The organism is Bacillus sp. FSL K6-1366 (assembly GCF_037976695.1).
In the GTDB taxonomy this organism is placed as follows: Bacteria; Bacillota; Bacilli; order Bacillales; family Bacillaceae; genus Bacillus; species Bacillus subtilis.
Window position 1 is genome coordinate 26926 of record NZ_CP150268.1, and the last position, 22805, is coordinate 49730.

Annotated in this window: 30 protein-coding genes and 2 pseudogenes; 23 read left to right on the forward strand and 9 right to left on the reverse strand. The window is 39.9% G+C overall.

Translation table 11 applies throughout. The annotated features are described in order from the left end of the window. Nucleotides 1-26: 26 nt before the first annotated feature. Entirely contained in the window at nucleotides 27-866 is an 840-nt protein-coding gene (locus MHI44_RS00150; RefSeq protein ID WP_015252015.1) for a thymidylate synthase, read from the forward strand. Between the two features lie 122 nt (nucleotides 867-988). Here the strand turns inward: MHI44_RS00150 and MHI44_RS00155 are convergent, their stop codons facing one another. The 5 genes from MHI44_RS00155 to tatAC form a co-directional block, all read right to left on the reverse strand. Beyond that, nucleotides 989-1276, reverse strand: coding sequence for a hypothetical protein (locus tag MHI44_RS00155; RefSeq protein WP_015252014.1), 288 nt, complete (start codon nucleotides 1274-1276; stop codon nucleotides 989-991). Between the two features lie 42 nt (nucleotides 1277-1318). After that, the gene (locus MHI44_RS00160; protein WP_129010203.1) at nucleotides 1319-2041 is read right to left on the reverse strand and encodes a YrpD family protein; all 723 of its coding nucleotides are present in this window, start codon (nucleotides 2039-2041) and stop codon (nucleotides 1319-1321) included. Nucleotides 2042-2200: 159 nt separating this feature from the next. Further along, the gene (locus MHI44_RS00165) at nucleotides 2201-2557 is read right to left on the reverse strand and encodes a YoqO family protein (RefSeq protein WP_029726909.1); all 357 of its coding nucleotides are present in this window, start codon (nucleotides 2555-2557) and stop codon (nucleotides 2201-2203) included. Nucleotides 2558-2801: 244 nt separating this feature from the next. Further along, a complete protein-coding gene (locus tag MHI44_RS00170; protein ID WP_015713994.1) occupies nucleotides 2802-3026 on the reverse strand; it encodes a hypothetical protein in 225 nt (74 codons plus the stop codon). A gap of 175 nt (nucleotides 3027-3201) precedes the next feature. Next, a complete protein-coding gene (gene tatAC, locus MHI44_RS00175) occupies nucleotides 3202-3390 on the reverse strand; it encodes a twin-arginine translocase TatAC (protein ID WP_003231634.1) in 189 nt (62 codons plus the stop codon). A gap of 78 nt (nucleotides 3391-3468) precedes the next feature. Here tatAC and MHI44_RS00180 point away from each other — a divergent pair. Both MHI44_RS00180 and MHI44_RS00185 read left to right on the forward strand, forming a co-directional pair. Continuing rightward, nucleotides 3469-3628: pseudogene (locus MHI44_RS00180) on the forward strand (hypothetical protein). Nucleotides 3629-3644: 16 nt separating this feature from the next. Next, entirely contained in the window at nucleotides 3645-4043 is a 399-nt protein-coding gene (locus MHI44_RS00185; RefSeq protein ID WP_009967329.1) for a hypothetical protein, read from the forward strand. A 64-nt stretch (nucleotides 4044-4107) separates the two neighbouring features. On the opposite strand, the gene MHI44_RS00190 is transcribed toward MHI44_RS00185, so the two are convergent. Further along, entirely contained in the window at nucleotides 4108-4542 is a 435-nt protein-coding gene (locus MHI44_RS00190; RefSeq protein WP_003231627.1) for an SRPBCC domain-containing protein, read from the reverse strand. A 306-nt stretch (nucleotides 4543-4848) separates the two neighbouring features. On the opposite strand from MHI44_RS00190, the gene MHI44_RS00195 reads away from it, so the two are divergent. The 9 genes from MHI44_RS00195 to pghL all read left to right on the forward strand — a co-directional run bounded on the left by MHI44_RS00195 (nucleotide 4849) and on the right by pghL (nucleotide 13804). Further along, on the forward strand, nucleotides 4849-5037 hold the full coding sequence (locus tag MHI44_RS00195) for a hypothetical protein (RefSeq protein ID WP_003231626.1): 189 nt from the start codon (nucleotides 4849-4851) through the stop codon (nucleotides 5035-5037). A 292-nt stretch (nucleotides 5038-5329) separates the two neighbouring features. Continuing rightward, on the forward strand, nucleotides 5330-6892 hold the full coding sequence (locus MHI44_RS00200) for a spore germination protein (RefSeq protein ID WP_339202627.1): 1563 nt from the start codon (nucleotides 5330-5332) through the stop codon (nucleotides 6890-6892). 29 nt (nucleotides 6893-6921) lie between these two features. Continuing rightward, nucleotides 6922-8013 carry a spore germination protein gene (locus tag MHI44_RS00205; RefSeq protein ID WP_015252010.1) on the forward strand — a complete coding sequence of 364 codons (1092 nt, stop codon included), beginning with the start codon at nucleotides 6922-6924 and terminating at the stop codon, nucleotides 8011-8013. Next, on the forward strand, nucleotides 8003-9217 hold the full coding sequence (locus MHI44_RS00210; protein ID WP_003245832.1) for a Ger(x)C family spore germination protein: 1215 nt from the start codon (nucleotides 8003-8005) through the stop codon (nucleotides 9215-9217). The genes MHI44_RS00205 and MHI44_RS00210 overlap by 11 nt, the downstream gene beginning before the upstream one ends. 146 nt (nucleotides 9218-9363) lie before the next feature. Continuing rightward, nucleotides 9364-10170, forward strand: a complete 807-nt coding sequence (locus MHI44_RS00215; protein ID WP_015252009.1) for a hypothetical protein — start codon at nucleotides 9364-9366, stop codon at nucleotides 10168-10170. Between the two features lie 4 nt (nucleotides 10171-10174). Continuing rightward, nucleotides 10175-10792, forward strand: a complete 618-nt coding sequence (locus MHI44_RS00220) for a DUF4166 domain-containing protein (protein WP_015252008.1) — start codon at nucleotides 10175-10177, stop codon at nucleotides 10790-10792. Next, nucleotides 10789-12429, forward strand: a complete 1641-nt coding sequence (locus MHI44_RS00225) for a YndJ family protein (RefSeq protein WP_339202630.1) — start codon at nucleotides 10789-10791, stop codon at nucleotides 12427-12429. The genes MHI44_RS00220 and MHI44_RS00225 overlap by 4 nt, the downstream gene beginning before the upstream one ends. Nucleotides 12430-12506: 77 nt before the next feature. After that, nucleotides 12507-12821: a hypothetical protein gene (locus MHI44_RS00230; RefSeq protein ID WP_003245621.1), complete on the forward strand. Its 315-nt coding sequence runs from the start codon at nucleotides 12507-12509 to the stop codon at nucleotides 12819-12821. A 224-nt stretch (nucleotides 12822-13045) separates the two neighbouring features. Then, a complete protein-coding gene (pghL, locus tag MHI44_RS00235) occupies nucleotides 13046-13804 on the forward strand; it encodes a gamma-polyglutamate hydrolase PghL (protein WP_015252005.1) in 759 nt (252 codons plus the stop codon). 26 nt (nucleotides 13805-13830) lie between these two features. Here pghL and MHI44_RS00240 read toward each other — a convergent pair whose 3' ends face one another. Then, nucleotides 13831-14280 carry a YndM family protein gene (locus MHI44_RS00240; protein WP_044052523.1) on the reverse strand — a complete coding sequence of 150 codons (450 nt, stop codon included), beginning with the start codon at nucleotides 14278-14280 and terminating at the stop codon, nucleotides 13831-13833. A 210-nt stretch (nucleotides 14281-14490) separates the two neighbouring features. Here MHI44_RS00240 and fosM point away from each other — a divergent pair, with 210 nt between their 5' ends. Next, on the forward strand, nucleotides 14491-14910 hold the full coding sequence (gene fosM, locus MHI44_RS00245) for a FosM family fosfomycin resistance protein (protein WP_014479937.1): 420 nt from the start codon (nucleotides 14491-14493) through the stop codon (nucleotides 14908-14910). Further along, nucleotides 14834-15173, forward strand: a pseudogene (locus tag MHI44_RS00250) (hypothetical protein). The gene fosM and the pseudogene MHI44_RS00250 overlap by 77 nt, the downstream one beginning before the upstream one ends. Before the next feature lie 286 nt (nucleotides 15174-15459). On the opposite strand, the gene lexA reads toward MHI44_RS00250, so the two are convergent. After that, the gene (gene lexA / locus MHI44_RS00255) at nucleotides 15460-16077 is read right to left on the reverse strand and encodes a transcriptional repressor LexA (protein ID WP_003238209.1); all 618 of its coding nucleotides are present in this window, start codon (nucleotides 16075-16077) and stop codon (nucleotides 15460-15462) included. Between the two features lie 149 nt (nucleotides 16078-16226). Between lexA and yneA the strand changes: the two genes are divergently transcribed. From yneA to MHI44_RS00285, 6 genes are all read left to right on the forward strand, one after another. Next, nucleotides 16227-16544, forward strand: coding sequence for a cell division suppressor protein YneA (gene yneA / locus MHI44_RS00260; protein ID WP_015252003.1), 318 nt, complete (start codon nucleotides 16227-16229; stop codon nucleotides 16542-16544). Between the two features lie 18 nt (nucleotides 16545-16562). Continuing rightward, the gene (locus tag MHI44_RS00265) at nucleotides 16563-17216 is read left to right on the forward strand and encodes a recombinase family protein (RefSeq protein WP_015383764.1); all 654 of its coding nucleotides are present in this window, start codon (nucleotides 16563-16565) and stop codon (nucleotides 17214-17216) included. A gap of 63 nt (nucleotides 17217-17279) precedes the next feature. Beyond that, on the forward strand, nucleotides 17280-17513 hold the full coding sequence (locus MHI44_RS00270; protein ID WP_003231595.1) for a DUF896 domain-containing protein: 234 nt from the start codon (nucleotides 17280-17282) through the stop codon (nucleotides 17511-17513). Nucleotides 17514-17681: 168 nt separating this feature from the next. After that, nucleotides 17682-19685 carry a transketolase gene (gene tkt, locus MHI44_RS00275; RefSeq protein ID WP_014476936.1) on the forward strand — a complete coding sequence of 668 codons (2004 nt, stop codon included), beginning with the start codon at nucleotides 17682-17684 and terminating at the stop codon, nucleotides 19683-19685. Between the two features lie 152 nt (nucleotides 19686-19837). Further along, nucleotides 19838-20284 carry a sporulation inhibitor of replication protein SirA gene (gene sirA, locus MHI44_RS00280; RefSeq protein WP_003231591.1) on the forward strand — a complete coding sequence of 149 codons (447 nt, stop codon included), beginning with the start codon at nucleotides 19838-19840 and terminating at the stop codon, nucleotides 20282-20284. A gap of 85 nt (nucleotides 20285-20369) precedes the next feature. Further along, nucleotides 20370-20588, forward strand: coding sequence for a YneF family protein (locus MHI44_RS00285; protein WP_003221221.1), 219 nt, complete (start codon nucleotides 20370-20372; stop codon nucleotides 20586-20588). Between the two features lie 73 nt (nucleotides 20589-20661). On the opposite strand, the gene ynzD is transcribed toward MHI44_RS00285, so the two are convergent. Continuing rightward, nucleotides 20662-20835: an aspartyl-phosphate phosphatase YnzD gene (ynzD, locus tag MHI44_RS00290; protein WP_010886518.1), complete on the reverse strand. Its 174-nt coding sequence runs from the start codon at nucleotides 20833-20835 to the stop codon at nucleotides 20662-20664. A gap of 219 nt (nucleotides 20836-21054) precedes the next feature. On the opposite strand from ynzD, the gene ccdA reads away from it, so the two are divergent. From ccdA to MHI44_RS00305, 3 genes are all read left to right on the forward strand, one after another. Beyond that, the gene (gene ccdA, locus MHI44_RS00295; RefSeq protein ID WP_003231585.1) at nucleotides 21055-21762 is read left to right on the forward strand and encodes a cytochrome c-type biogenesis protein CcdA; all 708 of its coding nucleotides are present in this window, start codon (nucleotides 21055-21057) and stop codon (nucleotides 21760-21762) included. Between the two features lie 88 nt (nucleotides 21763-21850). Continuing rightward, the gene (locus MHI44_RS00300) at nucleotides 21851-22213 is read left to right on the forward strand and encodes a response regulator (RefSeq protein ID WP_003245707.1); all 363 of its coding nucleotides are present in this window, start codon (nucleotides 21851-21853) and stop codon (nucleotides 22211-22213) included. 78 nt (nucleotides 22214-22291) lie between these two features. Then, nucleotides 22292-22783, forward strand: coding sequence for a CcdC family protein (locus tag MHI44_RS00305; protein WP_010886519.1), 492 nt, complete (start codon nucleotides 22292-22294; stop codon nucleotides 22781-22783). Nucleotides 22784-22805 lie beyond the last annotated feature (22 nt).

The following is a 22805-nucleotide window of genomic DNA, read 5'->3' on the forward strand; positions in this document are numbered from 1 at the left end:
AAAATGAAAGAAGGATATGAATAGTTATGACGCAATTCGATAAACAATACAATTCAATTATAAAGGATATTATAAATAATGGAATCTCAGACGAAGAGTTTGATGTGAGAACCAAGTGGGACTCAGATGGAACACCGGCACATACTCTAAGTGTAATCAGTAAGCAAATGAGATTCGACAACTCAGAGGTTCCGATTTTAACGACAAAAAAGGTTGCCTGGAAAACAGCCATTAAAGAGTTGCTCTGGATTTGGCAGCTGAAATCTAATGATGTTAATGATTTAAACAAGATGGGCGTACATATTTGGGATCAGTGGAAACAAGAAGACGGCACCATCGGACATGCATATGGATTTCAGCTGGGGAAGAAAAACAGAAGTCTAAATGGAGAAAAAGTGGATCAGGTAGACTATCTTCTTCATCAATTGAAGAACAACCCGTCTTCACGCAGACATATTACAATGCTGTGGAATCCTGATGATTTAGACGCAATGTCCTTAACGCCATGTGTATACGAAACTCAATGGTATGTGAAGCAAGGTAAGCTCCACCTCGAGGTAAGAGCACGGAGCAATGACATGGCATTGGGAAATCCATTCAATGTATTCCAGTACAATGTGTTGCAGCGCATGATTGCTCAAGTGACTGGTTATGAGCTTGGTGAATATATCTTTAACATTGGGGATTGCCATGTGTACACACGTCATATAGAAAATTTGAAAATTCAAATGGAAAGAGAACAGTTTGAAGCACCTGAACTATGGATCAATCCTGAAGTGAAAGATTTTTATAACTTTACCATTGATGATTTCAAATTATTCAACTATAAACATGGGGACAAGCTTTTATTTGAGGTAGCGGTTTAATGCTGCCTTTTTATTGTGCAGTGAATGGATAGCAGGTATCCTAATTTCATTAAGCAATCTGGAAGATGAATAAAAATTGAAGGACAAACACGTATAATACATAAAAAAGATTAACTCTACAGTTAATCTTTTTTATTCAGAAGAAAATATCCTAACTTTGAAACTAAATACAAAGTAAAAGCAATCATTACAGTTCTAGATATTACAATTCCATGAATAGCTAAATCATATCCAGCAGGTACCAACGCATTTGTATTACACATAAAATATATAGATATTAGAAGTGCTACAATAACTAAAATCATTCCAAAAAGACTTGATTTTTCATATTTCATACCAATTTCCACCCTTATTAAAGTTAGGTTTAAACAAAAGAGCTGAAGAAACGAACTATGACCAGTATGCTCCAAGGAAAACCGCCAGACAATGCTGGCGGCTTTTTGCTGCTTCGTTTATTTATGAACAGAGATCGTAACGTTATTTCCTGCAACTGAAACCTTTGCGAAATCCTGTGTATCTACCACAGGAGTGACGGCTTTATTGTCGATTGTGATGTTGTTAAAAGATGTCGAAAAGGTTGCTTTGATCGCATCACGCTGGCTTTCATACGAAACAGCCGCGGTAGCAAGGGTTTTCCATTTTGAAATCGTGCCGATGTTGGTTCCTTGAATTTCTGTGATAATCCGTCCGGTGTAGCCGTCATTGTTCGTTCCCCAAAGGGTCATGCGCGTATTGCCGCTTAAATTTTTATAGATTGTCATTTGGACTGTGCTTCCAGGGCGGAAGCCTTTATTGTATGTGAATTTGTCTTTTCCTTCGATGTATGTTTCTTCATTTTTGGACCCAACCTTCATGAGGGGCTTCCAGACGTTGTATTGTTTGCTGTACTGAAGCCCGATATCGGCTTCAGTTCCGCTTGTTGCCCTAAAGCCAGAATAAATATAGGGAGTAGAGACCGAGTCGTTGTTTTTGACAGTTTCAGGAAGCGTGATTTTAGCTGTAAAAACGGCGCCCGTACTGTTCAGGTAGACACGGCCGCCGATTCCGTTAGGCAGCTGGGATGCTGCTTTTGCGACTTGAGCATCTGCCGCGGGTAAGCCTGGTATACCTGATGAAAGGGTTCCGAAAAGAACCGCTGTTCCTACTGCACCTGCAATCAATACTTTTTTCACCAAAATTCCCCCTTTTGATAGTGGTTTCGCCATTTATTATACCTTATTTTGGAACTGGATTGATGTATATAATCGACAAAATATTTCATTTTGAGTGAAGTAAGGGACGAAACGCTTCGCCAATCTGAAAGCTATATACCTTTATCAGAGGAAAGAATGAGATCACAATCGTTTTAGCCGATTTGAAATTTTCCCTAAAATAAAAGTACAAATGCTTAAAGAAACGATCATTAAAAGAATGCCCGCTATCGTTTCCCAGCCTGTAAAAAAGAGGTGACGTTTCATCAATGTCTGTCCTTGTAAAATGATAAAAGCACAGATACCGACTAAGAAAAGAAAACAAATACTTAGGATTGCTAACGCTTTACGTGAGTATGTTTTCATTTCATCTTTAAAATACAGCAATACGAAAACAAAGCAGATAACATTGGCTATTGTGCTTATCACCTCAAAGCTTTTCATGACAACTGATATAAATAGACAAAGTAAAATGAGATAAAATACGATGTTTCTATACAAAAAACCTCTCCTTTTATGTATGATCCTCAAAGAGTTTATAAAAGTTTCTTTGTAACTGCAATAAACTGAATGCGCTCATTTATGAACTAACTAAACTATGTACTAAATATTCATTATTCTTTTTTGGATTCAGTCACCAAGGTTTTCATAGAAAGGGAAGCTTCAGAAATATACATATAGTGCACAAACAAAAAAGACCCGGCAATAGCCGGGGAAAGTAAAAACGAGGAGATGTTAATGGCGTTTAGTAGTGTTTTTTATGCTTTTTATACTCTACAACATAATCATAGTCTTTTTTATCATGATCATAATATTTTTTATCATAGTCATCATATTTTTTGTCGTAATCACAGTCATCATATTTTTTATCATGGTGGTCATAGTATTTTTTATCATATTCGTAATACTTCTTATAATACGTTTTTTTGACCGTATAATACTCTTCTTTGTATTTTTTGTAATAACCCATATTTACTCCTCCTTTATTTTTACTACGCTTTATTATACGGTGAGTAGATTTTGCGGCTTGGACAGTTAAAATCATAGAAGGAAAAAAGGGCTGTCCAAATGATAAAAAAAAGGCAGATGACACAGAAACAAATCAAAATAAAGAGCCGATTTTTCATCGGCCCAAACGATTTATCCTACATTTGTTTGTCTTCTTTGTTTTCTGAGTCATTTTTTCTGATATCCTGAGTCAGTCCGCTTGTTGCTTGTTTAAATTCTGATAAGGCTTTTCCTGCTGCACGGCCAAGCGCCGGCAGTTTATCAGGCCCAAATACTAAAAAACCCACAAACAAAATAACGAGTATTTTTGTGAAGCTTAATTCCATATCCTTTTCCCCCTGATTGAAGTACAACCTTTTAAACAAATTATAAGAGATAGCAGTACAAATGGGAATGCATTTATTTTGAACATTTTAAAACCAGCACAAAGACGGATTCATAAAACGGCTGCTGCTGAATATAATGTCCAATGCCACCTGCCTAAGAAGCAGGGAGGCAGGCTGGATCAATTATGTAGCTTTGCCGGAAATGATACAAACGTATCTGCGGCTACCATTGAAATAGAGGAGTGGTGTAGCTGATGAGATTCACTAAGGTAGTTGGATTTTTGTCTGTTTTAGGGTTGGCTGCGGTTTTTCCATTAACGGCACAAGCAGAAAAAGCCGGAACTGCGGGGGCTGGAGAGTGGGATAAGTTGGGGACTTACACATATACTTACTCAAGTCCGACGGTATACTCGACCGGAGGAGATTTTAGAGTGTGCCTTTCAGGAAGCACTCCTTTTTCTGTTTCACTGCACTTATATGAGGATGATCCCGGTGACAATCCTGATGATTATGTAGGGGCAAACTATTTTTCACCCGGAGAATGCCACACCTTTGGCAGTATTGGAAAATTTGTAGATGGGAGCAATAACAAGGCCGAGTTCTTTGTTACCGATTACTCTGGTAAATCTAAAACTGTTACGTTTTATGATTGATGGACTCAAATTGTGAAGTATAACCCTTGGAAAAAAACAAAAAAGAGAGATACCTCTCTCTTTTTTATTCTTCGACAGCCTTACGAAGCCGTTCATTTACAATGCCAGTCCAGCCGCCATCCATCTTACCGCGAACGACGGAGCTTTTCTCGTTTGCTTTGCCGATCACTTCATTCGGCTCTTTCCAGCCGCTGTGAATAAGGGTAAACCCTGTCTTTTCCCCCAAGTCTTCTAATTGAAAGGTAACGACCCATCCTTCTGTATCCCATTCAAAAGAAAGTTCAGTTGGAGCTTGAACAGCCAAAACTTTACAAGGGGACGGCCCAAACGGCGATTGTAAGTGAAATTCTTGTCCTTCTTTGAGCTGAAAGTCATTGGGCATAAACCACTTGGCAATGCCTTCTGAAGTAGAGACTGTCTCCCAGACTTTCTGAATGGGAGCCTCCAGAGTAATGCTTTTTGTAATATCCGGTAATGCATTTTCGTTGTTTTGAGCCATTTCGTTTACCTCTTGACATATGATGTTTTTTCAATTCAATCATATAATAACTAATAAGATCATGTCCATAGCGTGCATTATTTATGCTAGAGCTGCTGTTGAACAGCGTGTCAGTCGCCAGTCTGATCTGTGAATGGGAGAATTCTGCATGCGCGAAAAAGAGAGAGAGGTGTATGTTGTGATTTCGTTCATTCTTGTTTGCAGCCGCAACTGTTATGTTTGAACTGGGATTCCTGTTCAGCCAATTTATTTTGCGATTTTTGTTTTAATAGTAAATGAGCCATTTTCTAAAACAGGAGGTTTTTTATGCTTGGAAAAATCAAAGCAGCCATTGATAACAGTCCAGGGAAGCCGGCCAGAATTTTAGTTAGTGAAAAAGCGTTTCAGCAATTAGAGGAAGAAATGCGCTTTGTTTACGTTTCCAAACCGAAAACGATAATGGGGATTCCTGTGGAAGTTTCAGATCAGGCAGAAAGCTTCAAGCTGGAATTTTAGTTTTCCCAGACTGCTAAAAGGCTCATTTTGTGTTAATTATGCAAAATGGTCAGGTTGATTTCTTTAAAAGCATGATGAAATGTTCATCATGCTTTTTTATTGAGAAAAAAGACGAACATAAAAAATAGGTATACGGGAAAAATAATCCTATTAGAGAGAGGGGAACTGACAGATGGATAACATGATATCAACACTTACTGACTGGAATGTGTGGTTTCAAGCGTTAGTAGTATTTCTCGTTCCATATGTAATCTATAAAGTGTTTACTTGGATTCATGTATAAGAAGGTGCAATGATGAGGTGGCGGAGCAATCAGTACAAAACACAGAAGCAGCATAAATCAGAATATTCGACAGCTGAAAAGCAGGATCAGGATGTGTTAACCGGTAACATCGGATACGACTTAGAACATGTAAAAAGAAAAATAGGACATAACGGGGACGTTCATTTCCGTGAGCTTGAAATCACTCAATTACATGTAAAAGCGGCATTGATCTTTGTTGAAGGACTGTCTGATCAGGAATTGATTAATAAAGGTCTATCAGTGTTAGTCATGAATCAACCTAATCAGGTAAGCGATGAAATTTCTCAATCCGGCAAAGGTATTTTAACTTCGAAACAGATAAAAAATCAAATCATATCAATCGGTGATGTCATAGAATCAGAGAAAATCAGTGATATCGTGTTGAATGTTTTCATGGGTTCGACAGCGCTTCTCATCGATGGAATACCGCAGGCCTTTCTTCTGGGAACTGTAAAAAAACAAAATCGAAGTATCGAGGAGCCGCTTTCAGAAGCGCTTGTCAGAGGGCCGCGCACAGGCTTTACAGAAGAGTTGAGTACGAATACAGCTCTTTTGAGACAGCAAGGAAAAAATGATCAATTAACATTGCAGAGATTTGAAGTAGGAACACGATTAAAAAAGGATTTAATTATCGCTTATATGAATGACATTGCAGACCCAAAAGTAGTCGAGGAAGTAAGAAAAAGAGTGAGAGGGATTGAGATCGATCATTTGCCGGAGTCAGGCTACGTTGAACAGTTAATTGAGGATAATTATTTGAGCCCGTTCCCGCAAGTACAGAGTACAGAACGTCCTGATCGCGTCATAAGCGGATTAATGGAAGGAAGAGTAGCTATTCTGCTAGACGGCACTCCGTTTGCTTTGATTGTTCCAGTCACTTTCAGCATGATGCTTCAATCGCCTGAAGATTATTATGAACGGTGGTTCCCGAGCTCGCTCATCAGATTGCTGAGGTTCATCGCAGCAATGATAACGTTATTCGCACCCGCTTTATATATATCATTTATTTCTTTTCATCCTGGGTTAATTCCGACCAAGCTGGCGATTTCAATTTCCGGGACGCGCCAAGGTGTTCCGTTCCCATCTCTGATTGAAGCCTTATTTATGGAAGTCGCGATTGAAATTTTAAGAGAGGCGGGGCTTCGTTTGCCAAAACCAATTGGACCCGCAATAGGCATAGTTGGCGGATTAATCATCGGGGAAGCAGCTGTGCAGGCGGGGATTGTCAGTCCAATCATGGTCATTGTTGTTGCGCTCACAGCAATTTCTTCATTTGCCATCCCGCATTATAGCACAGGTATAGCACTTCGGATGCTTCGGTTTGGCGCGATGTTTTGTGCGGCGGTGTTTGGATTGTTTGGAGTCATTATGTATTATCTGCTGCTAAGCAGCCATGTCGTAAAGCTAAAGAGCTTTGGTGTGCCATACGCAAGTCCGGCAGTGCCCTATCACTTAAAAGATTGGAAAGACTTTGTTATCAGAATGCCTCTTTTAGTCATGAAGCGCCGGCCTAAATTGATGAATACAGATAATACAAAACGGGTGAAGTGATGAACTCGACAGGATGGTGATAAAGTCTCATGTTCAGCCCAACCAGTAAAATCACAACCGCTCAGGCAACGGTTATCATCATTAATTATATGCTTGCTGCCGGAGTTCTTACGCTCCCTCGGACAGTAACAGAACAAACACAATCTCCTGATGGATGGATTTCAGTTTTATTAGGCGGGGTCCTAGCGGTAATAGCCGGGATGATGATAGTTAAATTAAGCCAGCAGTATCCTAAGGAGACCTTTTATGAATACTCCCGACATATTGTAGGAAAATGGCTCGGGCATCTGATCAGTATTGTTTTTATTACTTATTTTCTGGCACTCGGTGCATTTGAAGTCAGAGTCATGTCCGAAATCGTGGATTTTTTTCTCCTCGAAGGGACACCGTCTTGGGCCATCATTATGACAGTTCTTTGGATTGGGCTTTATTCAATTACACAAGGCCTAGATCCGATTGCACGGCTTTTTGAAATGATTTTTCCGATTACGGTCATCATCTTTTTAACGATAGCCCTCATGAGTTTAGGTATATTTGAGATCAACAATTTGCGCCCTGTATTAGGTGATGGAATCATGCCGGTTCTTAGAGGTGTAAAGACAACGAACCTTTCATTTACATGTTCAGAAATTATGTTCATTTTAGTAGCATTTATGAAAAAGCCGAAAAATGCGGTGAAAGCAGTTGTGATCGGGACAGGCGTTGTGACCAGTTTTTATATGATTACGATGATTATGGTCATCGGTGCACTATCAGTTGAGGGAGTTGTGACGAGAACATGGCCGGGGCTTGACCTGATGAGAAGTTTTGAAATACCTGGTTTAATATTTGAACGGTTTGAATCATTTCTGCTTGTGATTTGGATTATGCAGCTTTTTGCCACGTTTATTATCACTTTTTATGCAGCTTCCCTGGGAGTCTCACAAGTTTTTAAAAAGAAACCCCTTTCATGTATGTTTGGGCTGCTTCCTGTTATATATATCCTCTCTTGCATGCCGAAAAATGAAAATGACGTCTTTATATTAGGCGATACGGTCAGTCATATCGCTTTGTATATATTTGGCGCTTTGCCGATTTTGCTGTTAGTCATTTCGAAATGGAGGAAAAGAGGTGAAAAGTAAACTAAAACGTCAATTGCCTGCTATGGTCATAGTATGTCTGCTGATGATTTGCGTAACAGGATGCTGGAGCAGTCGGGAAATAGAAGATCTGGGTCTCACATTCGCTATCGCAATTGATAAAGGAAAAGAAACGAACACTGAAAAAGAGTTAAAAGAAGAGGGCGGGAGCTATCCGAAAAAAGACAACATTACGCTGACCTATCAATTTGTTAATGAAAAAGCGGCAGGCGCGGGCACAAGCGGGGGAGGCGGTAGCGGACAAGGAGCGCAAAAAGCGTACATTAATATAAGTGAAACAGGGGATTCATTACAGCAGATCGGAAGTGAGGTTGCATTAAGACGGGACCGAGAAGTGTTTAGCCCGCATTTAAAAGTTGTTGTCATGAGTGAAGATGTGCTGCACACATTTCCAATCGACGAAATGCTGGATCAATTTTTTCGTGATAATGAAATCAGGCTGAGCTGTCTTGTTTTATCTGCTAAAGGGGAAGCAAGAGACGCTCTCCAGCTGAAAGAGAACGGAGAAATTCCGGCATTTCGGCTGATTGGATTAGGTGAAAATGAACATAAAGTTTCCAGAATTCTTCCCCCTATGACACTCGCGAAACTAATTGGAAAACTGCATTCTGGCAGCAGCTTTTTACTGCAAAATGTGGTTGCGGCGAATGGAGCGGTCAAGTATTCCGGAGCAGCTGTAATCAACGGAAAATCGAAAAAAATGATAGGCACCTTAAATGAATATGAAACTGAGGGGATTACATGGATTAGAGGAGAAGGGAAAGGCGGAGTTGTCAAAAGTCATGATAAAAAGAGCCAACAGACGTTAGCGTACGATATCAATAAAATCAAAAGCAGAATTCAGCCAATCGTAAAAGGGAAAGATATTTCATTCCATGTCGATATTGAATCAGAAGGCGATTTGGTTGAAAACTGGAACACAAAAGAGGCGTTGGACACCCAGTTTATAGATCGTCTCGAAACGACTATTGAAAACGAGGTAAAGAAAATAGTTGGTCAGGTATTAAAAAAAATTCAGCATGATTATAAAGCAGATGTTGCGGGTTTTGATGAATCTTTTAGACTTACATATCCTCACTTATGGAAAAGGGTGAAAAATAACTGGGATGACACCTTCAGTAAAGCCGACATCACATACAGTGTGAACGTCACAATTACTCATTTCGGCACGGTTAAAACTCAGTAATGAATCCCAAGGAAGAGAAGGAAACATCTCTTCTCTTTTTTATGCATTTATTAGGATAAAGATACTTTTTTTGGAGAGATATACACTTTTCAAATCGACCAATATGCTAATATAGGAATTGCTTGAAATAGAAGGGAGAAGGGGCTGTGAGGCAGAAACCGATTTATGTAGAAATCGAAATGAAATCTGATCTGGATACACTCTGGGAATATACACAAAACCCATCACTGCATAAGGAATGGGATCTCCGGTTTTCAAATATTACGTATTTGAATAGTCAGCCATGCGAAAAACAGAAGTTTCTTTACGAAACAAGGGTAGGCTTTGGATTAAAGGTGTCAGGTACAGGAGAAACCGTCGGTGTTTTCAACAAATGTTCATCTGAAAGGTCTTCTTCACTGGCTTTTGGCTCTGATCATCCATTATCTCTGATTCGGCATGGAAGCGGCTACTGGAAGTATATACAGAGAGAAAATGGGAAAATGACGTTTTTAACACAGTACCAATACAAAACAGCCTACGGACTGCTGGGAAGATGGATTGATCGTTTATTATTTCGGCCGCTGCTTGGCTGGGCGACTGCCTGGAGCTTTGATGCATTAAGGCTTTGGGTAGAGCAAAATAAACATCCGAAGCGCTTCATTCGATCTGCTATCATCTATGTGTTCATGTGTCTGTTTTTCAGCCTGTTTTGGTTCTATCAAGGCTTTGCAGGTGTTAAGACAAGCATATTGGCAGGAACAGCGGAGATAGGCTTAGCTATTTTGTGGCTGCTTCCTTTAAAAAGAAAATGGATCATTCATGGTGTCCAGGCTTGTATTTTTGCTGGGTTTGCTTGTCTAGGTTCCGAAATATTCATGTGGGTTCTGTTGAGTGTGTTTTCTGCTGCAAGCGGCGCTCTTAGCCTGCAGCTCCCCAGTGCCAGGCGCACAAAACGAAAGAGAAAGAAGTGACATTGTGAGTTCGATTTATGAAAAATCAATTATTAACTATCATTTGCTGCATCCCAAGCTGCGGAAACGGTACCAATTAGACGGGTCTCAAACATTCAGCGGGACGGGAACGATGTCAGAAATAAGCGGAGGCTCTTTTCTGGTTAGAATGCTGTTAAAACTGGGTGTTTTTTTCAGATGCTTCTTTTCAGAAAGAGGCAAAGACATTCCATTTACAATACAAAATAGAACTTGTCTTTTGAAATCGCAACATACAGGAATAGAATGGAATCGTACATTTTTCTTTAAAGGCAAAAAACGTTTCTTTGACGCGATAATGATATATGACAAGAAAGAAAATAGAATACTTGATTTCTTCGGCAAACCTCATCTGCTGCTGTCTGTTTTGACGTTCGAGGCATCTCTTGACGGCTCTCTTACGATCACATCGGGAAAGCAATGGCTATTGATATGCGGAAAAAGAATCCCGCTGCCGAAATGGCTGACCGGTACATCCGAAGTTTGCGAAACGTTTGATGAAAAAAAGAATTGTTTCACCATTGAAGTGCATGTGCAAAATACAATTCTTGGCACTCTTTTCTTTTATAAGGGAACGTTTCAGGAGGAAGAGAGAGAATCATGAAACGAAATGGCATAGTCAGTGCGCTTTGTTTTATTGGATTTCTTGCAGCAGAAGCACCGGATATTTCAGTGGCAGAGGCACTCGTTTTGTTATCCATTCTATTTTTCGTGCCGGGAATTTTTCCTTTTGTTTTTCGTCAATCTCCGGTTCGTGCTGCTCAGTTTATGGAAAACGGGCTAATCCAGTGCTATCCTGTAGCCGCATTCTTTGCGGTGCTGGCTCTAGTGACGGAGGTTGGGGGTTTCGCGCTAATCTGGTGGATGTACACAGTTTTTAATGCATTGTATGCGATCCTCCGCCTTTGGGAAACAAAGATACATAGAATCGAAGAGACATCAGTTTTGTTCGGTCTTATTTATTTGGCGGGAGGAGGATTTTGGTTTTTTGCTTATGCTGCCCATTTGCAGATCATGCAATTTGGCCCTCTCATCATTTTGCTGACTGCTGTCCACTTTCACTATTCTGCTTTTCTGATCCCGATCTTCAACGGTTTACTCGGCAGAACCATTAGAAAACATCGGATGTTGTACAGTTGGATAACATGGGTGATTTTGCTTTCGCCCCTTCTTATCGCACTGGGCATCACATATTCAAAAATACTTGATGTCATTGCGGTTAGCATTTATATGGCGGCGATTTATCTTCATGCATTTTTGGTGTTCACGGCAGCTTTTCGCACCAAGACGGGGACATTTCTTATTCGGCTTTCTTCCGCTGTTTTAATGATAACGATTGCTTTCTCGATGATTTATTCATTTGGTGTCTTTCGGCAAGAAGTTACATTGACCATCAATCAGATGATTTGGATTCACGGTTTTGTCAACGCGTTTGGTGTTATCTTGCCCGCTCTCATAGGGTGGAGAATAGAGGATGCGAAACCTTTTGATGCAGACAGTGTAAAGACATTCAGCCGTATCTACGGAAAAAGAAAGATTGGAGAAGAATTTTTAGCTAACATTCAAGCTGAAAATAACGCTCGGTACAGCGGACTTGTGGATGATATGGGCAGCCTGCGTTCAAAAGATTTTTCACCAGAAAAACTGGCGCCGCTCATTCTTTCGTTTTATGAACAAACCATCGAATACAATATTAAAGCAAAAGTAACATGGAGCACGTGGTTTCGGCCGCTTGCAATTATTTACGAATGGTTCAGCAGAAGAATCGGCCAAATACATCTTTCGACGAACCCTGACTGGTATAGGATGTACAGCAAGATAAAAGGTGTTCATTCGAAAAAAGACGGAAGGGAAAGAGTACGTGCCTGGATTAGAACAAATGAAAAAAACGAAACCATTTTTACCGCTCTTTATTCAGTGTATCGTTCAAATGGAGAGGGGTATATGAATATTTCTTTACCGCTTCCATTCAGCAGCATGACAGGTGTTTTAAAACCATATCATCATCAGGAGAAGCTGGTTTTAACAAGCAGCCGGAGAAAAAGCAGAGCGGGGGATGAGGGGATTTATCTGCAAACAAGAGCGGGAACTTGTCCGCTTCCTTTATCTGAAACCTTTCTGATAGAAGCTGCACATGACAACAAATTAACCGCTGTTCATCATATGTGGCTGTTTGGATTAAAATTTCTAACTGTTCATTACAGCATTACACATATTAACCAGCCTATTGAAAGAACCTAACACAAAGAAGAAGCTTCGTCTGCCAGTTGCTGCATTTCAAAATTCTGCACCGCATCAAGACAGGAAAGGAAGGGTTTATGGTGTTTTATATCAGTTTATTTCTGATTCTTTGGCTGGCTGCGGGGTTTGCAGTGGGAATGAAACAAGTGTATGTCGATCAGCTGTTTGATAAAGCTGTGATCGAAAGACTGGAAAAAGAAGCGAATGATCATGGACACGCTGACCGGATGATCAAACAGCGCGTCCTTTATATTGCAGCAGTGACAGTAAGCGGGTTTATTTCTGTTTATTATGAAATGAAAACAATCCCGCAAAGGCGAAACATAAGAAAAATTGAAAAAAACATCATGAAATTAAATCAAGCAAAAAAACGAAGAATGAAGAGAAAATAAAAAATGCACAGGCCAAAGGGCAGGTGCATTTTTGTTTTGTATGGAAATGGGAGAGGTGGTGCCAGCTTACTTTTCATAAATTCAAAAATGAGAAGAACAGCGCCCGGGCTAATGGTATATAATATTGTGAATTTAACAAAAATTTAACAAGGAGGACGAGAGAATTCGTGCTAAAGCCTCAAAGAGACCTACATCCTGTTGATTTGGACTTAGAGGCGGAGTAGATGAAACCGGCCAAAGTATCCCTGCTCCGCCGTTTGCTCCATTCCTTGAAGCATGTTGATTGTAACATAGCCAAACGTTTTCCATCAACTATTAAAATTGTAAAATTATTGTTGATTTTTATGGTGTTTACTCCGATTTCTTCAATTTATGCTGAAGATGTATATCAGAATTTTGAGGAATTAAAAAGCAATGAAGATCCTTCTGATTACGGCGTTGTTACGAAAGAAACCGGAAGCCCTGTTCTTGTTTTAGCCATTCACGGAGGAGGTATTGAAGGCGGGACAAGTGAAGTAGCGAGAGAGCTCAGCAAAGAGTACTCGATGTATTTATTTGAAGGCTTAAAATCGGCAGGAAACTCAGTCCTGCACATTACGAGCACGCACTTTGATGAACCTCGGGCCCTTAAAATGACGGGAAATCATGAATATGTCATTTCATTACATGGGTACGCAGAAGAAGATCAGCAGATCGAAGTCGGCGGTACAGATCGCGTAAGAGCGGCAGATTTAGTTGAGAAATTGCAGCATGCCGGTTTTCCTGCTGTATTGCTCAATATGGACCATCCGCATGCGGGCGTTAGTCCGAATAACATTGCAAATAAATCAAAAACAGGTTTAAGTATCCAGATAGAAATGAGCACAGGCTTTAGAAAGTCTTTGTTCGGCATCTTTTCTTTAAAAAGCAGAGCTGTTACTCAAAATGAGAGGTTTTATGAGTTTACAGAGGTGATGTTCCGTTTTCTCAAAAATAGCTACTGAAAAATAGGAGGCGATAAGACAGCCTCCTATTCCTTATGTTTCTCTTTCGTTTCGGGAAACAGCTCGTCCGCGGCTTCCGTTTGATACTGCAACGCGTTATCTCTCGTTGACAGTTCATTTCGGAAATTTTCATCAAGCACATTTTTCAGTAAATACCGATGAAAAAAGTATTCAAAAACAGTAAGACAGGCAGCGGAAAGGAGAGCCGCTCCAAATGGTGAGAAATCGTTTCTTGTTTGGGTTAAAACAAATACCCAAAGAATAACGAATGAAAGGCCAAAGTCAGCCAATGAAGCTGTAATATTGTTTGTTCTGGGTAAGACGAGCATGTCACCAGAAAGATAGGAAACAAAACCTAAGAAAAGTGCAATAAACATCACACTTAAAAAGGATGCGTGATAGACTCTGTCCAAAATCACATATAAAAGGGCGAGAGTGAAAGCAATCTTTGAAGCAAGCGCAATGATATGTTTCATTTGACCACCTAAATTGTTATTTTTTGAAGAAAATTCTTGGGCGTAAACAAATGATAAATAATGCAATTCAAAACCATTCATAATGGTCATGTTACTATTTTAAACAGTCCGTTTTTGTTTACACTGGTATTTTTTTTCAGCTGTATGAAACTTTCTTATGAAAAAAGTCGTATATGTGGATGATCAGCTATCAAGGGGGGGGAATGATTTGTGGAGATAAAAGGAATCAATCACTTGCTATTTTCAGTTTCGCATTTGGATACATCGATTGATTTTTATCAAAAAGTGTTTGATGCAAAGCTTTTGGTAAAGGGAAGAACAACTGCATATTTTGACATGAACGGCATCTGGCTAGCGCTTAATGAAGAACCAGACATCCCGAGAAATGACATTAAGCTTTCTTATACCCACATTGCTTTTACAATTGAAGATCATGAATTTGAGGAGGTATCAGCTAAATTAAAAAGACTTCATGTCAATATTCTGCCTGGCAGAGAACGAGATGAACGCGATCGAAAATCAATTTATTTTACCGACCCTGACGGCCACAAATTTGAATTTCATACCGGAACCCTTCAAGACAGGCTTCGATATTACAAACAAGAAAAAACGCATATGCACTTTTTATGATGAAACTTTTGATATCACAACCATATTTCATATAAGGTTAAATTTAAAGAAGGGTGTTGGTGGAGACTTTATGTTTGGGGAAGGTTTCTACCCGACTTGTTCAACGATGCCATATCTTTTGAACTGCACAAGTGATTGGGTGAAGGTGAAATTGAAATACATATTACATTTTATATGAAGAAAGCGAGCTGTTTTATCAGAATGTTGAACTAATTAAACTATGTACTAAATTTTCAGTATATTTCAATTGCTTCGCCCCTTAAGAAATATGAAACCGTATCCTTCCACGACCTAAAAAATGAAACGTTTTTAAGAAGATGGCGTCTAATATTTTAAATGTTCATATTTTGATAAAAGTTTCCTGAAGGAAAGAAAATTTCTTGACTTCAACAATCTTTTGGTGGATAATTATGGTGTAAACATGATGTTCTTTTTCCTCCTATTCAGGCTCGCACCCAAAAGTCAGGGCGAGCCTGCTTTTTTTGAACAACAAACCCCCTCTCCGTAAAGGAAGAGGGGGTTATTTTATGCATCTGATAGATCAATAGATTAATGGACGGTTCTGAACACGCCAATCACTTTCCCTAGAATGCTGACATTCTGCAAAATGATAGGTTCCATCGTTGGGTTCTCAGGCTGCAAGCGAATGTGGGTATCCTCTTTATAGAATCGTTTTACAGTTGCTTCATCATCTTCTGTCATCGCAACTACAATTTCCCCATTGTTCGCTGTGTTTTGCTGTTTAACGATGACATAGTCCTTATCGAGAATACCAGCATCTATCATACTGTCTCCCATAATCTCCAGCATAAATACATGCTCGTCTGGAGGAACCATGCGGTCTGGGAGCGGAAAATATTCTTCAATATTTTCTACTGCTGTAATAGGAGATCCCGCCGTGACTTTCCCGATGACCGGTACATTAACGACCTGGCTTTGCGGAATGTCTACTTCTTCATCAAGAATTTCTATTGCTCTTGGTTTTGTCGGATCCCGTCTGATCAGCCCTTTTGTTTCCAAGCGGGCCAAATGGCCGTGGACAGTAGAGCTGGACGCAAGCCCGACAGCCTCTCCGATCTCTCTCACGGAAGGCGGATATCCTTTTGATTTAACCTCTGCTTTAATAAAACGGAGGATATCAAGTTGCCTTTTTGATAGCTTCGTCATTTTTCGCACCTCAAAACGTCGATTTTAAGAAGATTATAGCATGATTTTCCTTACAGTACAAACATAGGTTCGAAAAAACAATTGACAGAAACGTTTGTTCGTATATACTGAAATTATAAAAATGCGAACAAACATTCCTGTTGGAGGTTATGATCATGAGTAAAGAATCTATTATTTTTGTCGGTCTGTTCACAGTGATTTTGAGCGCGGTTATCCTTATGCTGTCATATACAAGCAGCGGCCAAGAGCTTAATCAGTATGTTAAAATAGAAGTCCAGCAAGGCGACACACTCTGGTCAATTGCTGATCAGGTAGCAGATACAAAAAAGATAAACAAAAATGATTTTATTGAATGGGTAGCTGATAAAAATCAACTTCAAACCTCTGATATCCAGCCGGGTGATGAGTTAGTGATCCCATTGAAAAAGAAGCATCAGGATGCATATGAATTAGCAACTGTAAAATAGAGAGGAAAGAGAGATAAAATGAAAGCACTCATTTATGCCCGTGTAAGCACAAATAAAGAACAGCAGGAAACGTCATTAAAGCGGCAGGAGGAGGAGCTTACGGCCATTGCAGCGGAGAACGGCATGGAAGTGGTCAAAGTGATTTCAGAAAAAGCCAGCGGATATGAAATGGATCGGGATGGTGTATTTGAGCTGCTTGATGAGATTAAGAACGCTGGAATTGATGTCATTTTGGTTCAGGATGAGACAAGGCTCGGACGGGGAAACGCAAAAATCGCACTGCTTCATTGTATTTATAGAGAAGGTGTGAAAGTCTATACAACGGCTCATAGAGGTGAACTGGAGTTATCGGAGGCTGACTCAATGGTCTTGGAAATCGTCAGCATTGTGGAAGAGTATCAGCGAAAGATTCACAACATGAAAATCAGACGGGGAATGAAGCGTGCAGTAAAAAACGGTTTTAAACCGCAAAAAAACTTAAAAAACCAACATGAGAACAGTGGAAAAGAAAAAATAGAGGTGCCAATCTCTGAGATCGTCCGCCTGAGAGCGAATAAACTGACGTTTGCTGAAATCGCGGCTACTCTAAGAGGGTTTGGCTATGATGTCTCTAAAGCAACCGTTCACCGGCGTTTTCAGGAATACATAGAGAATGAAGAGACAGCAGAGTGAATCAGTTGTAAAACTTTTTTTGATCTAGTACTATATAGACAAAATGCAATAAAGGAGTTTAACATGATTTCAAACGCGAAAATTGCCAGAATTAATGAGCTTGCTGCCAAAGCTAAAGCTGGCGTTATTACAGAAGAAGAAAAAGCCGAACAGCAAAAGCTCCGTCAAGAGTATTTGAAAGGTTTTCGTTCTTCTATGAAGAACACGTTAAAAAGCGTGAAAATCATTGACCCAGAAGGCAATGATGTAACACCAGAAAAGCTAAAAAGAGAACAAAGAAATAACAAACTTCACTAATATAAGAGGAATACGGCAATATCGTATTCCTCTTTTGCATATACTATAATCAAAACTCTTATGTGACAAAATTCAACAAGTTTCTCTCAAATTTAAGCTGAAACAGTTGAGAAAAAGTCGTCAGACATTTATGATGTAAGGGTACAACACATAAGGAAGGGGATTTTTATGGATACAATTGAAAAGAAATCAGTTGCTACCATTCGCACACTGTCAATAGACGCTATTGAAAAAGCAAATTCTGGTCACCCAGGGATGCCGATGGGAGCCGCTCCAATGGCATACACGCTGTGGACAAAATTTATGAACGTAAGTCCGGCAAACCCTGGCTGGTTTAACCGTGACCGTTTTGTTTTATCTGCTGGACACGGGTCAGCACTATTATACAGCATGCTTCATTTAAGCGGGTTTGATCTTAGTATTGAAGATCTTAAGGGATTCCGCCAGTGGGGCAGCAAAACACCAGGACATCCGGAATTCGGACATACTGCCGGTGTTGATGCTACAACAGGTCCGCTTGGCCAAGGAATTGCCATGGCAGTCGGTATGGCAATTGCTGAACGCCATTTAGCGGAAACATACAACCGCGATTCATTTAACGTAGTCGATCATTATACATACAGTATTTGCGGTGATGGTGATTTAATGGAAGGTATTTCTTCTGAAGCCGCTTCACTCGCAGGCCATCTTCAGCTTGGCCGTCTGATCGTACTATACGATTCTAATGACATCTCTCTTGATGGAGACCTCGACCGTTCATTCTCTGAAAACGTGAAACAGCGTTTTGAAGCAATGAATTGGGAAGTTCTTTATGTTGAGGATGGAAACAATATTGAAGAATTAACAGCGGCTATCGAAAAAGCACGCCAAAATGAAAAGAAACCTACATTAATTGAAGTGAAAACGACAATCGGATTCGGTTCACCTAACCGTGCCGGTACATCCGGTGTTCACGGTGCGCCGCTTGGTAAAGAGGAAAGCAAATTAACAAAAGAAGCTTACGCGTGGACATATGAAGAAGACTTCTACGTTCCGTCAGAAGTTTATGAGCATTTCGCTGCAGCTGTTAAAGAATCAGGTGAGAAAAAAGAACAAGAATGGAATGCTCAATTCGCTAAATATAAAGAAGTTTATCCTGAACTTGCTGAACAGCTTGAACTGGCAATCAAAGGAGAGCTTCCGAAGGACTGGGATCAAGAGGTTCCTGTGTATGAAAAAGGAAGCAGCCTGGCATCCCGTGCATCTTCCGGTGAAGTTCTCAACGGACTTGCGAAAAAAATTCCTTTCTTTGTCGGAGGTTCTGCTGACCTAGCGGGATCGAACAAAACGACTATTAAAAATGCCGGTGATTTTACAGCGGTTGATTACTCAGGCAAAAACTTCTGGTTTGGTGTACGTGAATTTGCGATGGGTGCAGCCTTAAACGGTATGGCGCTTCATGGCGGTCTTCGTGTATTCGGCGGAACTTTCTTTGTCTTCTCTGATTACCTGCGTCCTGCGATTCGCCTTGCAGCGTTAATGGGCCTTCCTGTGACATATGTCTTCACACATGACAGTATTGCGGTTGGTGAAGACGGTCCGACGCACGAGCCTGTTGAACAGCTTGCTTCACTCCGTGCGATGCCTAACCTTTCTTTGATCCGTCCAGCAGACGGCAATGAGACAGCAGCAGCATGGAAGCTTGCAGTGCAAAGCACTGACCACCCAACAGCGCTAGTGCTTACACGTCAAAACCTTCCTACCATCGATCAAACAGCTGAAGAAGCATTGGCAGGAGTAGAAAAAGGTGCATATGTCGTTTCTAAATCTAAAAACGAAACACCTGACGCTCTTCTCATTGCCTCCGGATCCGAGGTAGGTCTTGCAATTGAAGCGCAGGCTGAATTGGCAAAAGAAAATATCGATGTTTCTGTTGTCAGCATGCCTTCAATGGACCGTTTTGAGAAACAATCTGATGAATACAAAAACGAAGTCCTTCCTGCAGATGTGAAAAAACGTCTTGCAATTGAAATGGGCTCATCATTTGGATGGGGCAAATACACAGGGCTTGAAGGTGACGTTCTCGGCATAGACCGATTCGGTGCATCTGCTCCAGGTGAAACCATCATTAACGAATACGGCTTCTCAGTTCCGAACGTAGTGAATCGAGTTAAGGCATTAATCAATAAGTAAGCTTTTGAAAGAGGATGAGTCAAATCATCCTCTTTTTCTTGTTTATCCGACAAAAATAGTATTGGCTGTTTAACAGTAATAGACAATTCTTTCTTTTCTTCTTTTGTATAATAGAGAGCAAATGAAATGCTGCTGGAAAAGGGGATGAAAAGATGGAACGTCACTACTATACGTACCTGATCAAAGAGGAATTTGCCAATCACTATTTCGGCCGGGAATCGGTTATGTTTGAGCTGTTTCAAGACTATCATTGGACAAGCCTTGAAAAGCAGCAGTATGAAATGACAGAGAAACAGATTCAATATATTACACAACCAATCCCGATTTTACATATGCATCAGCGGTTAAAAATGAATTTAAACAAGACGGATTACAGGCAGCTGGATTATATTTATAGAATAGCTTTGCCGAAAGCAAAAGGCCACGCGACGTTTATGATGAAGGAGCACATGATAGAAATTGTGGCTTCGGGAGATTACGAGGCAGAAACGATATTCTTTGAAGTGTTAAGAAAAGTAAGCCCTTGCTTTTTAGCAATGGATTTCAATTCGAAGCGTTACGGATGGCTAAATCCGGTGAAAGAAAGAAATTTTGTCTAAAACCGAAGAAAAAGAGATGTAAATGTTGTATAATAGCTTTTGGTTTAGTACACTTTAAACTAGACAACATGAAGGAGGAAATAAAATGACTTTATGGGTTGGCATCCTAGTGGGCGTTGTTGCATTGCTCATAGGTGTTGCACTCGGGTTTTTTATTGCTCGTAAATATATGATGAGCTACCTGAAAAAGAATCCGCCTATTAATGAACAAATGTTACGCATGATGATGATGCAAATGGGAATGAAACCTTCTCAAAAGAAAATCAATCAAATGATGAAAGCCATGAATAATCAAACGAAATAATACGTAAAGATTATGATATAGAGAAACATGGTTATAAAATAAAAAACCCTTATACGGGTTTTTTATTTTGCAATCATTCATCACCCGCTACTGCTCGAAGGCGCTGCTTTTGATATTGTATGAGAAGATGGTCAAGCTCCTGACTGAGCTCTATCGTAATATGAGATGTCATTCCGTTCGCCATGACAATTTGCAGCAGCTCTGCTCTTTTTTTTTCAATTTCTTTTAATAGATGCTCTCTAATCACAGGGATGTATCCTTTCATACATTAGATCTTCAAAGTGAATGTTTATATTATATCCATATTTATACTAATTTTCAAATGAGAAGGAGTATAATGTCTCAATGTCAAATTAAATTATATAAGTTTTTTCTGAAAATAGAAATCCTTCAAGTGAAAGTGTTAAAAAAATGAAATGATTTTGTCATAACTTGAAGGAATGTCAAATCATGAAGGGATGATGACATGGGAGACGTGAATTATTTTTTGACATTCGGAGCGGGGTTTTTATCCTTTATTTCGCCTTGCTGCCTGCCGCTTTACCCAGCTTTTTTGTCATATATTACAGGGGTCAGCATGGACGATGTAAAAACAGAAAAGCTGCTGCTGCAGAAAAGAAGCTTGTTTCATACTTTGTGTTTTTTGCTTGGCTTTTCAGTCATTTTTATTGCTTTAGGCTATGGAACATCTTTTATTGGCAGCCTGTTTAGGGATTATCACGATGCGATTCGGCAAATTGGCGCGTTGCTTATTATTTTGTTCGGTTTCATTACACTCGGTGTGTTCCGGCCTGAGGCTATGATGAAAGAGCGGAGAATCCATTTTAAGCATAAACCAAGCGGGTTTTTAGGGTCGGTCTTAATCGGAATGGCATTTGCAGCTGGATGGACACCATGTACCGGTCCGATATTAGCTGCTGTTATCACACTTGCAGGCACCAATCCGGGCTCAGCGGTGCCATACATGATGTTATATGTACTCGGTTTTGCGGTACCGTTTCTTTTATTGTCTTTTTTTATCACAAAGCTGAAGTGGATAAGGAAGAACCAGCTTTTCATTATGAAAGCTGGCGGCGTTTTGATGATTGTGATTGGTGTGCTGTTATTCTTTAATTGGATGAGCCTGATCATTATTTTGCTGTCAGATCTTTTTGGAGGCTTTACTGGTTTTTGACGGTAAATTACTTTCGTACTACTACTAATCCTTTTGTTTTTGGTACAATAAGACTATTATCTGTGGAAATCGATTGTTGGAGGGGAATATGACAAGAGTTTTAGTTGTAGACGACGCCAAGTTCATGAGAGTGAAAATCAGAGAGATCTTGGAAGAGGCAAATTACATAATCGCAGGCGAAGCGGCGGACGGTGAACAAGCAGCGGACCTGTATAAAAAACTGCGCCCGGACCTTGTGACAATGGATATTACAATGCCGGTGAAAAACGGCATAAAAGCGCTTCGTGATATCTTAACCTTTGATCCTAAAGCGAAGGTCATCATGTGCACCGCCATGCGCCAGCAAAGAATTGTAACGGAAGCAATTGAGCTGGGGGCAAAGGATTTTATTGTTAAGCCGTTTGAGGAAACAAAAGTGCTGGAAGCTGTAAGCCGCGTTATGGGACATTAAAGTCATTTCTTTTCAAAATGGTTTTTTTTATTGTTTTGGAGTATAGTATATAGTATCAACACTCCGAGAAACAAAGGAATGATAAGTATGATGATTATAGTTTCATCGATTATTGCTGTGTTAATGGCTGTAGCTGTGATGGTGGTCAGAATAAAGTCCTCTGACAAGCCTGTTTCACCAAAAAAAATCATTCTTCCGCCGATTTTTATGAGTACGGGAGCGTTAATGTTTTTATTTCCGGTATTTTGGGTAACTGGTGCAGAGTTTTTGGAAGCATTCACTTTAGGTGTGATTTTCTCTATTTTTCTAATCAAAACTTCTAAGTTCGAAATTAAAAATAATGAAATTTACATGAAACGCTCTAAAGCATTTGTTTTTATATTAGTCGGTCTTTTGGTGATCAGAATCGTGATGAAATCGATCTTGAGCACATCAATTGATTATGGTGCACTGAGCGGAATGTTTTGGATTCTGGCTTTCGGTATGATTGTGCCTTGGAGAATCGCCATGTATTTATCATATCGAAAACTTCATAACGAGCTGCAGTCATCTAATATTCAAATGAATTAAAAAACCTTTCCTCTTGTCAGGA

Excerpts from the sequence above, each read along its gene's own strand:
- pghL (WP_015252005.1), top strand. The coding sequence starts at position 13,046 with ATGAAACCGGCCAAAGTATCCCTGCTCCGCCGTTTGCTCCATTCCTTG.
- MHI44_RS00200 (WP_339202627.1), top strand. The coding sequence starts at position 5,330 with ATGATGAGGTGGCGGAGCAATCAGTACAAAACACAGAAGCAGCATAAA.
- MHI44_RS00225 (WP_339202630.1), top strand. The coding sequence starts at position 10,789 with ATGAAACGAAATGGCATAGTCAGTGCGCTTTGTTTTATTGGATTTCTT.
- tkt (WP_014476936.1), top strand. The coding sequence starts at position 17,682 with ATGGATACAATTGAAAAGAAATCAGTTGCTACCATTCGCACACTGTCA.
- MHI44_RS00240 (WP_044052523.1), bottom strand. The coding sequence starts at position 14,280 with ATGAAACATATCATTGCGCTTGCTTCAAAGATTGCTTTCACTCTCGCC.
- MHI44_RS00170 (WP_015713994.1), bottom strand. The coding sequence starts at position 3,026 with ATGGGTTATTACAAAAAATACAAAGAAGAGTATTATACGGTCAAAAAA.
- MHI44_RS00150 (WP_015252015.1), top strand. The coding sequence starts at position 27 with ATGACGCAATTCGATAAACAATACAATTCAATTATAAAGGATATTATA.
- yneA (WP_015252003.1), top strand. The coding sequence starts at position 16,227 with ATGATCATGAGTAAAGAATCTATTATTTTTGTCGGTCTGTTCACAGTG.
- lexA (WP_003238209.1), bottom strand. The coding sequence starts at position 16,077 with ATGACGAAGCTATCAAAAAGGCAACTTGATATCCTCCGTTTTATTAAA.
- MHI44_RS00300 (WP_003245707.1), top strand. The coding sequence starts at position 21,851 with ATGACAAGAGTTTTAGTTGTAGACGACGCCAAGTTCATGAGAGTGAAA.
- MHI44_RS00305 (WP_010886519.1), top strand. The coding sequence starts at position 22,292 with ATGATAAGTATGATGATTATAGTTTCATCGATTATTGCTGTGTTAATG.
- MHI44_RS00285 (WP_003221221.1), top strand. The coding sequence starts at position 20,370 with ATGACTTTATGGGTTGGCATCCTAGTGGGCGTTGTTGCATTGCTCATA.
- sirA (WP_003231591.1), top strand. The coding sequence starts at position 19,838 with ATGGAACGTCACTACTATACGTACCTGATCAAAGAGGAATTTGCCAAT.
- tatAC (WP_003231634.1), bottom strand. The coding sequence starts at position 3,390 with ATGGAATTAAGCTTCACAAAAATACTCGTTATTTTGTTTGTGGGTTTT.
- MHI44_RS00230 (WP_003245621.1), top strand. The coding sequence starts at position 12,507 with ATGGTGTTTTATATCAGTTTATTTCTGATTCTTTGGCTGGCTGCGGGG.
- MHI44_RS00185 (WP_009967329.1), top strand. The coding sequence starts at position 3,645 with ATGAGATTCACTAAGGTAGTTGGATTTTTGTCTGTTTTAGGGTTGGCT.
- MHI44_RS00265 (WP_015383764.1), top strand. The coding sequence starts at position 16,563 with ATGAAAGCACTCATTTATGCCCGTGTAAGCACAAATAAAGAACAGCAG.
- MHI44_RS00190 (WP_003231627.1), bottom strand. The coding sequence starts at position 4,542 with ATGGCTCAAAACAACGAAAATGCATTACCGGATATTACAAAAAGCATT.
- MHI44_RS00195 (WP_003231626.1), top strand. The coding sequence starts at position 4,849 with ATGCTTGGAAAAATCAAAGCAGCCATTGATAACAGTCCAGGGAAGCCG.
- MHI44_RS00205 (WP_015252010.1), top strand. The coding sequence starts at position 6,922 with ATGTTCAGCCCAACCAGTAAAATCACAACCGCTCAGGCAACGGTTATC.
- MHI44_RS00270 (WP_003231595.1), top strand. The coding sequence starts at position 17,280 with ATGATTTCAAACGCGAAAATTGCCAGAATTAATGAGCTTGCTGCCAAA.
- ccdA (WP_003231585.1), top strand. The coding sequence starts at position 21,055 with ATGGGAGACGTGAATTATTTTTTGACATTCGGAGCGGGGTTTTTATCC.